Source organism: Arthrobacter sp. FW306-06-A, from assembly GCF_021870055.1.
Taxonomy (GTDB): Bacteria; Actinomycetota; Actinomycetes; order Actinomycetales; family Micrococcaceae; genus Arthrobacter.
Genome location: NZ_CP084552.1, coordinates 2,849,401 through 2,863,161, shown reverse-complemented (window position 1 = coordinate 2,863,161; position 13,761 = coordinate 2,849,401). Strand labels below are relative to the sequence as shown.

The window sequence follows — 13,761 nt, the reverse complement described above, 5'->3', positions numbered from 1 at the left end:
CACTGTAATACAGCCCTGTAAGGCGCTGCGCGTAAGTCTGGCGCACTGCCTGCTGCGCGCTCGGCGACGGAGAAGTTTCATTTATCGAAGAACAGATTCCCGGCCAATGAGCCCTTCCACCACGGACCGGCTGCCGGCACAGCTGAACGGCTTCGACACCATTACTCCCCAGACGGTGCCTGCCCCATGATCATGTACCTGCTTATGGGGCTGACGGCTGCCATCGTGTCCTACGCTGCCACGTGGGGCGCCCGGGTGGTGGGCCACAGGCTCGAGCTGCACCTTCCCATCCGCAGCCGGGACATGCACTCCATCCCCGTTTCCAGGCTGGGCGGTGTTGCGATCTTCCTGGGGATCATGGTGGCGCTGGTCGTGGCCAGCCAGTCTTTCTTCGTCAAAGACATCTACCGGAACAATTTCTCACCCTGGGGGGTCCTGGCCGGCGCAGCCGTTATCGTCCTGGTGGGCGTGGCGGACGACCTGCTGGACATCCGGTGGTGGGTCAAGCTGATCGGGCAAAGCGCAGCCGGCCTGACAGTGGCCCTCTTGGGGGTCCGAATGACCATCATCCCCTGGATTCCAGAGCCCATCTACCTGCAAAACGAAACGCTCCGGGTGGTGCTGACAGCGGGGCTGATCGTCACCACCATGAATGCCTTCAACTTCATCGACGGACTGGACGGCCTCGCCGCCGGGGTGGCCATTATCGGCGGCACGGCTTTCTTCTTCACCGCCTACTGGGTGCACCGTAATGCGGTGCTGCTGGACTACTCGGATCTGGCGACCCTCATCACGGCCGTGCTGGTAGGCGGCTGCCTGGGATTCCTGCCGCACAACTGGTTTCCGTCGAAGATCTTCATGGGTGATTCCGGCGCCATGCTGATCGGACTGCTCATGGCTTCGGCCGGTGTGGTGTCCACGGGGCAGATCTCCTCGGGCCTCTACGACCGCGCGAACGGCATCTCGACGGTGATCCCCATCCTGCTTCCGTTCGCCGTCCTGTTCCTTCCGCTGCTGGACCTGGGACTGGCCGTGGTGCGCCGGACGGCCCGTGGACGTTCCCCGTGGTCGGCGGACCGCGGCCACCTGCACCACAAGCTCCTGGACATCGGCTACTCCCACCGCACCGCCGTGATCCTGATGTACCTGTGGACGGCAGTGCTCTCCTTCGGTGGCCTGGCGTTCGCAATCTTCCCCTGGCAGATCGTGCTTGCGGTCGACATCTTTGCCACGCTGGTCATGGGACTGGTCACCGCGTGGCCCTACCTGGCGCGGGGAAACGGGGAAACCAGGGCGTAACGCCGGTTCTGAATTATTTCTATCTCGTGTAGAATTTAGGGGCAGCCCAAGCTGCCACTCCACCCCCTGCCTCCTGGCGTTTTGCCATGTGGTGCCGACGATTGGGATCGAATGACCTCCAACGCCGAGTCCGGACCTGCCTCCGGCAATGGTCCCGTTGGCGCCTCCGGTCCCACGCCTTCACTGTGGCTGAACCTGCTCAAGCGCAGTTCCATCGCCGCGGCGGCGGGACTTGTGCTGTGTGCCATCCCGGCCGCCCTCCTGAACGGGTTCACCGGCGCCGTGTCGAGCGTCCTCGGTGGCCTGCTGGTGATGCTGTTCTTTGGCATCAGCCTGCTGGTGGGGCATTTCGTGGGACGCCGCAACCCGTCGGGGGCGATCGGCATGTTCGTCGCCACCTACTTCATCAAGGTAGTGGGCTTTGCCGTGGTCCTGTTTGCCATCGGTGCTCCGGAATGGCTCCACGGCCGATGGTTCATCATCGGCGCGGTGGTTGCCGTCGTCCTTTGGCAGGCTGCAGAGATCCATGGCTTCAGCCGCGCCCGCCTCCAGATCTACAACGATCCAGAAGACAGCGGAGCAACCGATGAGTGACCCGAAGAAGTCCGCGGGCGCTGCCCACGGCAAACGTGGATCCAACAGCTCCGCGCCCGCTGCTTCCGACGCTTCCAACGATGGCGGCTACAACGCTGGAATGGCTGTATTCAGCTACATCATTGGCGGAATCATCGTCTGGAGTTTGATAGGGTGGGGACTGGATTATCTGTGGGGAACGCGCTGGATCGTGCTCGCAGGCGCTCTGCTTGGAGCCGTCGGAGGTTTCTACCTTTCCCACATGCACGGCCTCACCAGTTCCCGCAAAAATGCTGATGAGCGCCATGCTTCCAGCGCACCGTCCCAGGACGGAGAAGATAATGCCAAATAATTTCACAGGGGGAACAGCAGGCTGTCAGGCTGCCGGACCCCGCCCAACGCCCAATGATGGACACTGCAGAGAGGAAACGCGTTGATCGCGCTTGCGCTCCCGGCCCAAGATTCAGGAGAGTTCACTCCTCCTGGTATTAACGAAATGCATTTGCCGGCAATCCTGCCGTGGGGTGCCGCAGAAGGATTCTCCAAGCAGATGCTGCTGGTCCTCCTCTCTGTCGTCTTTATCGCCGTCTTCTTCGTGCTGGCCGCACGCAAGCAGCAGCTGGTACCCGGCAAGCTCCAGTTCGCCGGCGAGGCCGCCTACGGCTTCGTCCGCAACGGCATTGCCAAGGACATCATCGGCGGCAGGGACTTCATCAAGTACGTCCCGCTGCTCTTCAGCCTGTTTTTCTTCATCCTGGTCAACAACATCTACGGTGCCATCCCGGTGTTCCAGCTCCCCACGTTCTCGCACGTGGGTGGAGCGTACGTGCTCGCCGGCCTGGTCTACATCACCTGGATCGCCATCGGCGTCAAGAAGAACGGCCTGCGCTACTTCAAGCTGGCCACCGTCCCCTCGGGGGTACCGTGGTACATCCTGCCGATCGTCATCCCCATTGAGATCATCTCCAACTTCGTCGTCCGGCCGGTCACCCACAGCCTCCGTCTGTTCGCCACGATGCTCGCAGGCCACCTCATCGTGATGATCGCCGGCTCCGGCATCGAGTACCTGATCATGCAGGAGAACGTCCTGCTGAAGGGCACCTCGGTCCTGGTCCTCGCCGGTGCCATCGCCATGTACATGCTCGAGGCCCTGATCATGGTCCTGCAGGCCTACGTCTTCACGCTGCTGACCGCGATTTACATCGAAGGCGCGCTGCACGCCGACAGCCACTAGGCACCCCGCCGGGGGAGCCATGCTCCGCCGGCACACCACAGTCTTCCCCTCGCGGGGATGAAGCAACCCAAACAACCTGCCGCACAAAGCGGCATCTTGAAAGGAAAAAAAATGGAAGGCTCCATCAACGGCTCCCTCAACCTCATCGGCTATGGCCTCTCGGCTATCGGCGGTGGTATCGGTGTGGGTCTCGTGTTCGCTGCCTACATCAACGGCGTCGCACGCCAGCCGGAAGCCCAGCGCGTCCTGCAGCCGATCGCATTCCTTGGCCTGGCGCTGACCGAAGCACTCGCCATCCTGGGCCTGGTCTTCGCTTTCGTTCTCAAGTAAACCTTCAGAACCTCAGCGAACATTCAGAACCGAGTAGATAAGGACGGGTGAAATATGCATCAGCTGATCATCTCAGCCGCCGCTGAAGGCGACGTCAACCCCCTTGTTCCCAATGCCTGGGAAATGCTGGTTGTCTTCGTGGGCTTTGCCATCCTCTTCTTCATCGTGGTCAAGTATGTTGTCCCGATGTTCGAGAAGACCTTTGCAGAGCGTGCCGAGGCCATTGAAGGCGGCATCGCCAAGGCTGAAAAGGCCCAGGCTGAGGCGTCTGCTGCACTCGAAGAGTACAAGCAGCAGCTGACCGACGCCCGCACCGAAGCCAACCGCATCCGTGAGGAAGCCCGCGCCGAAGGTGCCCAGATCCTCGCGGATCTCAAGGAGAAGGCGGCAGCAGAGTCTGCCCGCATCACGGCACAGGCTCACGCGCAGATCGAATCCGAGCGCCAGGCGGCCGTTGTGTCCCTGCGCTCTGAGGTTGGCACCCTGGCCACCACCCTTGCCGGCCGCATCGTGGGCGAGTCCCTCGACGACGACGCACGCGCAGCGCGGGTAGTGGACCGCTTCCTGGCAGATCTGGAGTCCCAGAACGCAGGTGCAGCAAAGTAATGGCAGGCGTATCGAGCGAATCGCTGGCAACAGCGCTGGCAGAGTTGGAAGCAAAGCTTCCGACTGCGTCGCTGCAGCTGGCAAAGGAACTCTTCGGAATTCTGGGAATGGTGGACAGCTCGGCTGGCTTGCGCCGCGCCCTGACTGACCCGTCCCGCAACGGTGACGAAAAGTCGGCGCTGGTCAAGCAGCTGGTTGGCGGAAAAGTCTCCGCTGATGCTGCAGACATCGCAGGCGGACTGGCCAGCCTACGCTGGGCCAACGCACGTGATATCGGCGATGCACTCGAGACTCTTGCCGCAACGGTGGTCATTTCCGTTGCTGAAAACAAGTCGGCCGTTTCTGCCTCCGGAATCACTGGCCTGGAAGAGCTGGAGAACGACCTGTTCTCCTTCAACCAGGCTGTTGCCTCCAGCCACGAGGTACAACGTGCTCTGTCCGAACCACAGGCCAGCAGTGCAGCCAAGGTTGCACTCGCGGAGAAGCTTGTGCCAGGTGCCAGTGAGGAAGCGAAAGTCCTCATTGCCCAGGCTGTGACCCAGCCCCGCGGTATCAAGCCCACCCGGTTGGTGCAGCGGTTCGCTGAATTGGCAGCCAAGCGGCAGCAGCGCTGGATTGCAACGGTCAGCGTAACCCGTCCTTTGACGCAGACACAGCTTGCCCGCTTGCAGGCTGGCCTGAATGCCATGTACGGGCGGGAACTGAAGGTCAACCTCAATGTTGACCCGGCACTCATTGGCGGCATCCGCGTCCAGGTTGGTGACGAAGTGCTTGACGCTTCGGTCCTCACCAAGCTGGGTGAGCTGCAGCGCCAGCTGGCCGGCTAGCCGGACAAGCACAATACAACTGATAGAAACCCCGGTCACCGCTTGCGGTGATCACAAACAGGAGAGCAGGGACTGCAGATGGCCGAATTGACCATCAACGCCGACGACGTCCGTAATGCGCTGAACGAGTTCGCGGCGTCCTACGAACCCGGGAACGCAGAGCGCGTAGAGGTCGGCCGCGTAACCACCGCTAGTGACGGCATCGCCCGTGTTGAGGGTCTTCCCTCGGTCATGGCGAACGAGCTGCTGCGCTTTGAGGACGGCACCCTGGGCCTGGCCCAGAACCTTGACGTCCGCGAAATCGGCGTCATCATCCTCGGCGACTTCACCGGCATCGAAGAAGGCCAGGAAGTCCACCGGACCGGGCAGGTTCTGTCCGTGCCCGTGGGCGATGCCTTCCTTGGCCGCGTTGTCGACCCGCTGGGCGTGCCCATCGACGACCTCGGCGAGATCAAGGCCGAGACCACCCGCGCACTGGAGCTTCAGGCCCCGGGCGTAACCCAGCGCAAGTCGGTCCACGAGCCGATGCAGACCGGCCTCAAGGCCATTGACGCGATGATCCCGATCGGCCGCGGCCAGCGCCAGCTGATCATTGGCGACCGCCAGACCGGCAAGTCCGCCATTGCCATCGACACCATCATCAACCAGAAGGCCAACTGGGCCTCCGGTGACGTGACCAAGCAGGTCCGCTGCATCTACGTTGCCATCGGCCAGAAGGCGTCCACCATCGCCGCCATCCGCCAGACCCTCGAGGACAACGGCGCATTGGAGTACACCACCATCGTGGCTTCTCCCGCCTCTGACCCCGCTGGCTTCAAGTACCTGGCACCGTACGCCGGCTCGGCCATCGGCCAGCACTGGATGTACGGCGGCAAGCACGTCCTCATCGTGTTCGATGACCTGTCCAAGCAGGCCGAAGCCTACCGCGCCGTGTCGCTGCTGCTGCGCCGCCCGCCGGGACGCGAGGCTTACCCGGGCGACGTCTTCTACCTGCACTCCCGCCTGCTGGAGCGTTGTGCCAAGCTCTCCGACGAGCTCGGCGCCGGCTCCATGACCGGACTGCCGCTGATCGAGACCAAGGCGAACGACGTGTCCGCCTACATCCCGACCAACGTCATCTCCATCACGGACGGCCAGATCTTCCTGCAGTCCGACCTCTTCAACGCCAACCAGCGCCCCGCTGTTGACGTGGGTGTCTCGGTGTCCCGCGTTGGCGGTGCCGCTCAGGTGAAGTCCATGAAGAAGGTCTCCGGTACCTTGAAGCTGGACCTGGCCCAGTACCGCGACATGCAGGCGTTCGCGATGTTCGCATCCGACCTGGATGCAGCGTCCCGCCAGCAGCTGACCCGTGGTGCCCGCCTGATGGAACTGCTCAAGCAGGGCCAGTACTCGCCGTTCCCGGTCGAGGACCAGGTCGTCTCCATCTGGGCCGGTACCAACGGCTACCTGGACGACGTTCCGGTCGAGGACATCAGCCGCTTCGAGTCTGAGTTCCTTGAGCACCTGCGCCACAAGTCCTCGATCCTCACCACGCTGGCCCAGACCAACGTGCTGGACGATGACACCGTTGCAGCCTTGAAGTCCTCGATTGTGGACTTCAAGAAGGGCTTCTTCGGCGAGGGCGACAACCTGCTGGTCGGTGCCGGGCATGAAGAGCATGCCCCCATCGACGAGGCCCAGGTTGACCAGGAAAAAATCGTCAGGCAGAAGCGCTAGTTCCACTGGCCGAGTGTGCCGGGCCCACGGGTCCGGCACACCCGGTTCACGGAACGCTAGGAAAGGATAAGTATGGGAGCCCAGATCCGGGTCTACCGCCAGAAGATCAGCTCGACCACGTCGATGCGCAAGATCTTCAAGGCGATGGAACTGATCGCTACCTCGCGCATCGGCAAGGCCCGTGCACGTGTAGCAGCTTCACTGCCTTACGCGAACGCGATCACACGCGCCGTTTCTGCTGTCGCCAGCCAGAGCGAGATCGACCACCCGCTGACCACTGAGCCCGAGCAGATCCGCCGTGCCGCCGTCCTGGTAATCACCTCGGACCGCGGCCTTGCCGGCTCCTACTCGGCCAGCGTCCTCAAGCAGGCGGAAGGTCTCATCGAGCTTCTTCACGAAGAGGGCAAGGAAGTCAAGACCTACGTCGTCGGACGCAAGGCACAGGCCTACTTCGATTTCCGGAACCGCGAGTATGCGCGGGTCTGGACCGGAGGGACCGATGCGCCTGAGTTCGCCACGGCACGCGAGATCGGCGAAGCACTGCTGTCGGAATTCGCAACTGAGTTCGAAGAGGGCGGCGTGGAGGAGATCCACGTTGTTTACACCCGCTTCAAGTCCATGGTCACCCAGGAGCCGACGGTCATCCGCCTGCTGCCGCTGGAGGTCGTGGAAGAGCAGGCCGAATCTGAGTCTGACCTTCTGCCGCTGTACGAGTTCGAGCCGGAAGCGGAGCGGGTCCTTGACGCCCTCCTGCCGCGCTACATCGAATCCCGTATCTTCGCGGCCATGTTGCAGGCAGCAGCCTCCGAGCTCGCCGCGCGCCAGCGGGCGATGAAGTCCGCGGGCGACAACGCAACAGACCTGATCAAGAAGTACACGCGTCTGCGCAACACGGCCCGCCAGGCTGAAATCACGCAGGAACTCTCCGAGATTGTTGCCGGTGCCGACGCCCTCGCGTCCTAGCCTCCACTGCCTCGGTTCCCGCGGAACCTGCACCACCACAGATACACTTAACCCCACGCCATCTACTGAATGAAGTGAGAGAGATGACTGCCACTGCTACCGAACACGTAGCCGCAACGTCCGGTGCATCCGGCCGTATTGCGCGCGTAATCGGCCCGGTTGTCGACGTCGAATTTCCGGCTGACGCAATCCCGTCCATTTACAACGCTCTGACAACCGAGATCACCCTCAACGGTGTCACCAAGACCATCACGTTCGAGACCTCCCAGCACCTGGGTGACAACCTCGTTCGCGCCATCTCCCTCCAGGCCACCGACGGACTCGTCCGCGGCACGTCCGTGGTGGACACTGGTGCCCCCATCTCCGTTCCCGTCGGTGACGGCGTCAAGGGCCACATCTTCAACGTCCTGGGACAGCCCCTGGACGTTGCCGAGTCAGAGTTGGAAATCACCGAGCGCTGGCCCATCCACCGCAAGGCTCCCAGCTTCGCTTCGCTCGAAGGTTCCACCGAGATGCTGGAGACCGGCATCAAGGTCATCGACCTCCTCACCCCGTACATCAAGGGTGGAAAGATCGGCCTCTTCGGTGGCGCCGGCGTGGGCAAGACCGTGCTGATCCAGGAAATGATCACCCGTGTTGCGCGCAACTTCGGTGGTACGTCGGTATTCGCCGGTGTTGGCGAGCGTACCCGTGAGGGCAACGACCTCTGGGTTGAAATGGAAGAGGCAGGCGTCCTCAAGGACACCGCCCTTGTGTTCGGCCAGATGGATGAGCCGCCGGGAACGCGCCTGCGCGTGGCCCTGTCCGCGCTGACCATGGCGGAGTACTTCCGCGATGTGCAGAACCAGGACGTGCTGCTCTTCATCGACAACATCTTCCGCTTCACCCAGGCAGGTTCCGAGGTTTCCACCCTCCTCGGCCGCATGCCTTCGGCCGTGGGTTACCAGCCCAACCTTGCGGATGAGATGGGCCTCCTGCAGGAGCGCATCACCTCCACCAAGGGCCACTCGATCACCTCGATGCAGGCCATCTACGTTCCCGCGGATGACTACACCGACCCGGCACCGGCCACCACCTTCGCGCACCTCGATGCGACCACGGAACTCTCCCGTGAAATCGCCTCCCGTGGTCTGTACCCGGCCGTGGACCCGCTGACGTCCACCTCCCGAATCCTGGACCCCCAGTACATCGGCAAGGACCACTACAACACGGCCGTCCGTGTTAAGCAGATCCTGCAGAAGAACAAGGAACTCCAGGACATCATCGCCATCCTCGGTGTCGATGAGCTCTCCGAGGAAGACAAGATCGTCGTGTCGCGTGCACGCCGCATCCAGCAGTTCCTCTCGCAGAACACCTACACCGCCAAGCAGTTCACCGGTGTTGAAGGCTCCACGGTCTCCATCAAGGACACCGTTGAAGGCTTCGCGGCGATCTGCGACGGTGAACTCGACCACATCGCGGAGCAGGCGTTCTTCAACGTCGGTGGCCTTGATGACGTCGAGCGCCAGTGGGCCAAGATCCAGGAACAGACCAAGTAATATGGCTGAGCTTGAGGTTGAGATTGTCGCAGCGGACCACTTCGTGTGGTCCGGAGCGGCCAAGATGGTCAAGGCCCGCACCAGCGATGGTGAAATCGGAATCCTGCCCGGCCACTCGCCCCTGCTGGCGATCCTGGCCGAGGGTGAACTGGCAATCCAGCCGGTGTCCGGAGACCGTATTGCGGTGGACGTCGACGGCGGGTTCTTCTCCGTCGACAACAACCGCGTGGTGATCGTTGCTGACAACGCCCAGTTGGGCGGCTCGGCTACCGCTGGGATCCGCTAGCACGACCTTGATGGACGCACCGGGTATTACGTTCATCGCACTGGCAGTCGTGTTCGGATTGCTTATTTTTGCACTGTGCCTTTCGGGGGTGCGCCGCTTCAACCTGCGGCGTGCCCTCGGCACGGTGGACGCCTCCATTTGCGTAGCTGGAAACAGCTGGCAGATGGGGGTTTGTCGTTATCAGGACAACGACCTTGAATGGTTCAAGCTCATCTCGTTGAGTGTCCGCCCCAAGTACACGTTCAAACGCAGCTCCCTTGAGCTGCTCGGCCGCCGGAAGCCTACTGAAGCGGAGGCGGTGAAGGTACAGCCGGACGTGGTGATCGTCGAACTTCGCTACGAGGGGCAGGACCTGCACCTGGCCATGAAGTTCGACGCCTATACCGGACTGTCATCCTGGCTGGAAGCAGGTCCTGTCATTGGCGTGGGGACCTGGCGCTAGCCAACGTGGACTGGCTTTTAGACATCCGGCTCACCGACGGTCCACTCTATGGAACCGTGCTGGTATTGGGAATGGGCGGCGCCGCCTACCTCCTGGTGCCGCCTTGGCGCGCCGCCATGGTTCCGGTCCATCGCGTCCGGGCGTGGGCGGTCCGTATCCTCACGGCCACAGCAGCCGCATTTGCCCTGGTCGGCACGGTCCACTGGGCGCTCATCAACATCTTCACCATCTTCCCCGAGGACCTGCCCGACCCCGTCCTGCTGTGGCTGGTGCCGGGTGTGGCGGCCCTGCTCCTGTGCCTGCTCCGGCTGCCCAGGACGAGTTGGAGCGGCCGCGGGGGAGGGATCCTCGCTGCGCTGCTGGTGGTGCTGCTCTCGGCGATCCAGATCAACGCCTACTTTGGCCTGAACAGGACCGTCAGTGACCTGCTGGGTACGGCCCTGGCCCGCATTCCCGCGCTGGAGCAGGACCTCATGCGCCATGCCGGGGAACCCGACGGCCTGCCCCTGCGGGGCTGGAAGCCGCAGGGGGAGTTGCCTGCCGGAGGTGTCCTGCGCAAGTCCGCGATCCCCGGAACGTTGTCCGGGATGAACACCCGCGACGCCTACATTTACCTTCCGCCCGCCTACTTCGCAGCCAACCGCCCCGCCCTGCCGGTGCTGGTCCTGGTCGCGGGCCAGCCTGGCGGCCCTGCCGACTGGCTTACCGGCGGCGCCATCCGCGGCCATATGGATTCTTTCGCCGCTGCCCACGGCGGGGTGTCTCCGGTGGTGGTCATCCCCGATCCCAACGGCTCGCAGTCCGCCAACACCATGTGCATGGACAGCCGGATCGCCAAAGCGGACACGTACCTTTCCCAGGACGTTCCACAATGGATCGGTTCCACCCTGGCGGTGGACACCAACCACAGCCACTGGGCCATCGGAGGTTTCTCTTTCGGCGGCACGTGTGCGGTGCAAATGGGGACCAGGCATCCCGACATTTACGCCGACGTGCTGGCTTTCTCCAGCGAAGCGGAACCGGCAATTGCCAAGGAACGGCAGAAGACCATCGACGCGGCGTTCCCGGGGAACCCCGACGAATTCACCCGTCAGACTCCACTGGAGATTATGAAACACCAACGGTTCGAGACCCACGGCATGTACCTCACCGCAGGGCAAAACGATCCGGAGTTCGTGGCCAACCTCCAGACGCTTGCCGCGGCAGCGCAGAATGCCGGCTTTACGGTGCAGGCACACGTGGTGGAACACACCGGCCATTCCTGGGACACCTCATCCAAGCGTTTTGCCGACGCGCTGCAGTTCCTTGGCGACCAGTGGGGGTTGCAGTGGTGACCACCAGGCAACCCAACCGCACGGCCGCCCTGATGTGGGCCTCCGTCGGACGCCCCGCAGTGCAGCAGGTCCTGCGCACGCTGAAGTCCATGCCGTTCACCCTCGGCGTGGTTGTTGCCTTCCTCGCCACCGCTGCCCTGACCGGAAGCTTCCTGGACGGCCCGCCGGAGCAGCTGCTGGGGCTTGCGTCCGTCAGTGGCCCTGGCCTGCGGGGCGGGCAGTGGTGGTCGCTGTTTACCAGCCTCTTCTTCGCCACCAACCCGCTTGCGTACATCACCGCATCGCTGATGATTGTCCTGCTGCTGGGACTCGCCGAACGAAGGCTGGGCCGCCGGGCCGCCGTCGGACTGTTCTTCGGCGGCCAGTTCGCGGCCGTCACCGTGTTCCTCCTGGTGACCCAGTTGGCGGGATATGTGGGTGACGGCTGGTTGGACACCATGGCCGACGACAACCTGATTGGACCCTACGCCCCGGTGCTGACGGCCGGGCTGGCCGCCAGCGCACGGATCACCCTCCTGTGGCAGCGCCGGCTCCGTACGGTGGTGTTGTCCATCTCGCTGCTCCTGGTTCTCTATGTGGGGCACGCAGAGACGGTCATCGGCCTTATCGGCGCGCTCCTTGGCCTGTTGGCCGGTTGGTGGATCCAGGGGGACCAGGGGCGCCTCCACCGCCACCGGTCCACGGGGCGCGAGACCAGGAACCTGCTGGCCCTCACTGTTGCCGTCTTTGCCGTGGGGCCTATACTGACCGGCATCACGCGGGCGCCCACGGGCCCGCTGGCCCTGCTGCGCGACGTCGTGCTCAGCCCGATGCCCACCCTCAGCCAGCTTGTGTTCAACTGCGGCGCCACGGTGGACGCGTCCTGCCTGGAGACCGGAAGGGCAGGATTTGCCGGGCCGTTCGGTTTGGCCCTGGCGGTGGTGCCGGTCATCCTGCTGCTGATCTGCGCGGACGGCATGCGGCGCGGCCGCCGGCTGGCCCTTAACATCGCCCTGGCCATCCAGCTGGCTGTTACCGCGCTGGCCGCCGTCTACCTTGCCTTGTTCGCCCTTGTCCCGTCCCGCCTGCAGGGCACGCATGCCACGCCGCTGTCCTCGGCCTTCGCGCACGTGCTTCCGCTCGTGGTTGTCCCGCTGCTGCTGGCGGTCGTCCTGTGGCTGAACCGGCGGCAGTTCCGCGTGCAGACGCGGCCAGGCGCCCGGCGCGTGCTCGGTGCGGTGGTCTGCGGAACCTGGCTTGCCCTGGCCAGCTCCTACACGGTGGCCTGGTTCTGGTCCGGGGGACTGGCCCGCGACGGCGGTCTGCTGGGTCTTTTCGCCGAGCTGGCCCGGCAGTACGTTCCGGTGCCCATTCCACAACATTTCCGCCGGGTCTTTCCTGAGCAGGACAGCGCTGAGGCGATGCTGTTCGCCTACTCGGGTCCGGTGTTCTGGCTTGTAGCCCTGGTGGCCGTGTGGTGGGTGCTGGTGGGCCGGCACCACGGCCTCAACTTCGGGCGGCAGGACCGGGACCGCGCCCGGGAGCTGCTCCACCGGGGCGGCGGGCCCCTGTCCTGGATGGCACTCTGGGAGCCCAACACCTACTGGTTCAGCCCGGACGGTGCCGGTGCCATGGCGTTCCAGCAGCATGGGACGGTGGCGCTGACCCTGGGCGGCGCCATCGGTGACCGGGCGGCTGAGCAGCGGGTGACCGAGGGGTTCCTGGATTACTGCCGCAGCCAGGCCCTGGTCCCCGCGCTGTATTCCTGCGACGACACCATGTGGCCGATGCTCAGGGAACGCGGGTTTTCCCGCGTGGCCGTTGCCCAGGAGACCCGGCTGGCGCTGAACGAGCTCGAGTTCAAGGGCAAGGAATGGCAGAACGTCCGGACAGCCCTGAACCGCGCCGCCAAGCTGGGGGTCCACGCGGTCTGGGGCTCCTACCACTCGCTGCCGCCGGCGCTGCGGTCGCGGTTGAACGAAGTGTCCGAGGAGTGGGCGGCCACCAAGTCGGTGCCGGAAATGGGCTTCACGCTTGGGGGAGTGGACGAACTTGATGACGAGGAAGTCCTCTGCTGCTTGGCTGTGGACGGTAACGGCACGGTCCACGGCGTGACAAGCTGGTTGCCCGTGTACGACGGCGGGCGGCTGGTCAGCCGGACATTGGACGTCATGCGCCGGGGCAGCGAGGGATTCCCTGGGGTAATGGAATTCCTGATCGCCTCGGCTGTCCTTGAGCTGCGGGATTCCGTGGACGTTATTTCCCTGTCCGGCTCGCCGCTGGCCAGCCGTCCGGACATCGAGCCCGAGACTGGAGCCGCTGCAGAGGATACGGCCGCGGCTAAGGGCCAGGAGGACGCGGGTGCCACCGACGAGGGAGCGCAGAACCTGGTCAGGATCCTGGATCTGGTAGGCCACGCGCTGGAGCCTGTCTACGGCTTCCGTTCCCTGGCGGCCTTCAAGTCCCGGTTCAAGCCGGAGTACCGGGCGCTCTACCTGTATTACCAGGACCCGCTGCACCTGCCCGCCATCGGCCGGGCGCTGACCCGGGCCTACCTCCCCGGCCTATCCCTGGCGCAGGGCGCCCGGCTGGTCCGTAAATTGGTCACCTGACGCCGGATAGGCTGCCAAAATT

14 protein-coding genes are annotated in these 13,761 nt (G+C 63.9%); all 14 read left to right on the top strand.

The window, feature by feature from the left end; translation table 11 throughout:
* Window positions 1-186: 186 nt before the first annotated feature.
* The 14 genes from LFT49_RS13375 to LFT49_RS13310 all read left to right on the top strand — a co-directional run bounded on the left by LFT49_RS13375 (window position 187) and on the right by LFT49_RS13310 (window position 13,739).
* Window positions 187-1,299: an MraY family glycosyltransferase gene (locus tag LFT49_RS13375; protein WP_236798776.1), complete on the top strand. Its 1,113-nt coding sequence runs from the start codon at window positions 187-189 to the stop codon at window positions 1,297-1,299.
* A 111-nt stretch (window positions 1,300-1,410) separates the two neighbouring features.
* Window positions 1,411-1,893, top strand: coding sequence for a hypothetical protein (locus LFT49_RS13370; RefSeq protein WP_236798774.1), 483 nt, complete (start codon window positions 1,411-1,413; stop codon window positions 1,891-1,893).
* Window positions 1,886-2,224: an AtpZ/AtpI family protein gene (locus tag LFT49_RS13365; RefSeq protein WP_236798772.1), complete on the top strand. Its 339-nt coding sequence runs from the start codon at window positions 1,886-1,888 to the stop codon at window positions 2,222-2,224. Before LFT49_RS13370 ends, LFT49_RS13365 begins: the two co-directional genes overlap by 8 nt.
* 81 nt (window positions 2,225-2,305) lie before the next feature.
* Window positions 2,306-3,106: a F0F1 ATP synthase subunit A gene (gene atpB, locus LFT49_RS13360; protein ID WP_236798771.1), complete on the top strand. Its 801-nt coding sequence runs from the start codon at window positions 2,306-2,308 to the stop codon at window positions 3,104-3,106.
* A gap of 111 nt (window positions 3,107-3,217) precedes the next feature.
* Window positions 3,218-3,436: an ATP synthase F0 subunit C gene (gene atpE, locus LFT49_RS13355; RefSeq protein ID WP_003804776.1), complete on the top strand. Its 219-nt coding sequence runs from the start codon at window positions 3,218-3,220 to the stop codon at window positions 3,434-3,436.
* A 54-nt stretch (window positions 3,437-3,490) separates the two neighbouring features.
* The gene (locus tag LFT49_RS13350; RefSeq protein ID WP_142133430.1) at window positions 3,491-4,042 is read left to right on the top strand and encodes a F0F1 ATP synthase subunit B; all 552 of its coding nucleotides are present in this window, start codon (window positions 3,491-3,493) and stop codon (window positions 4,040-4,042) included.
* Entirely contained in the window at window positions 4,042-4,869 is an 828-nt protein-coding gene (locus tag LFT49_RS13345; RefSeq protein WP_236798769.1) for a F0F1 ATP synthase subunit delta, read from the top strand. The genes LFT49_RS13350 and LFT49_RS13345 overlap by 1 nt, the downstream gene beginning before the upstream one ends.
* A gap of 78 nt (window positions 4,870-4,947) precedes the next feature.
* On the top strand, window positions 4,948-6,585 hold the full coding sequence (gene atpA, locus LFT49_RS13340) for a F0F1 ATP synthase subunit alpha (RefSeq protein WP_018768403.1): 1,638 nt from the start codon (window positions 4,948-4,950) through the stop codon (window positions 6,583-6,585).
* Between the two features lie 72 nt (window positions 6,586-6,657).
* On the top strand, window positions 6,658-7,548 hold the full coding sequence (locus LFT49_RS13335; protein WP_236798768.1) for a F0F1 ATP synthase subunit gamma: 891 nt from the start codon (window positions 6,658-6,660) through the stop codon (window positions 7,546-7,548).
* A gap of 83 nt (window positions 7,549-7,631) precedes the next feature.
* Window positions 7,632-9,086 (top strand): F0F1 ATP synthase subunit beta, encoded by a 1,455-nt coding sequence (gene atpD / locus LFT49_RS13330; RefSeq protein ID WP_236798766.1) that lies wholly within the window; start codon window positions 7,632-7,634, stop codon window positions 9,084-9,086.
* A 1-nt stretch (window position 9,087) separates the two neighbouring features.
* Window positions 9,088-9,372, top strand: a complete 285-nt coding sequence (locus LFT49_RS13325; protein WP_018760117.1) for a F0F1 ATP synthase subunit epsilon — start codon at window positions 9,088-9,090, stop codon at window positions 9,370-9,372.
* A 10-nt stretch (window positions 9,373-9,382) separates the two neighbouring features.
* On the top strand, window positions 9,383-9,814 hold the full coding sequence (locus tag LFT49_RS13320) for a DUF2550 domain-containing protein (RefSeq protein WP_236798765.1): 432 nt from the start codon (window positions 9,383-9,385) through the stop codon (window positions 9,812-9,814).
* Between the two features lie 5 nt (window positions 9,815-9,819).
* Entirely contained in the window at window positions 9,820-11,148 is a 1,329-nt protein-coding gene (locus tag LFT49_RS13315; RefSeq protein WP_236798763.1) for an alpha/beta hydrolase, read from the top strand.
* 32 nt (window positions 11,149-11,180) lie between these two features.
* The gene (locus LFT49_RS13310; protein WP_236802890.1) at window positions 11,181-13,739 is read left to right on the top strand and encodes a bifunctional lysylphosphatidylglycerol flippase/synthetase MprF; all 2,559 of its coding nucleotides are present in this window, start codon (window positions 11,181-11,183) and stop codon (window positions 13,737-13,739) included.
* Window positions 13,740-13,761 lie beyond the last annotated feature (22 nt).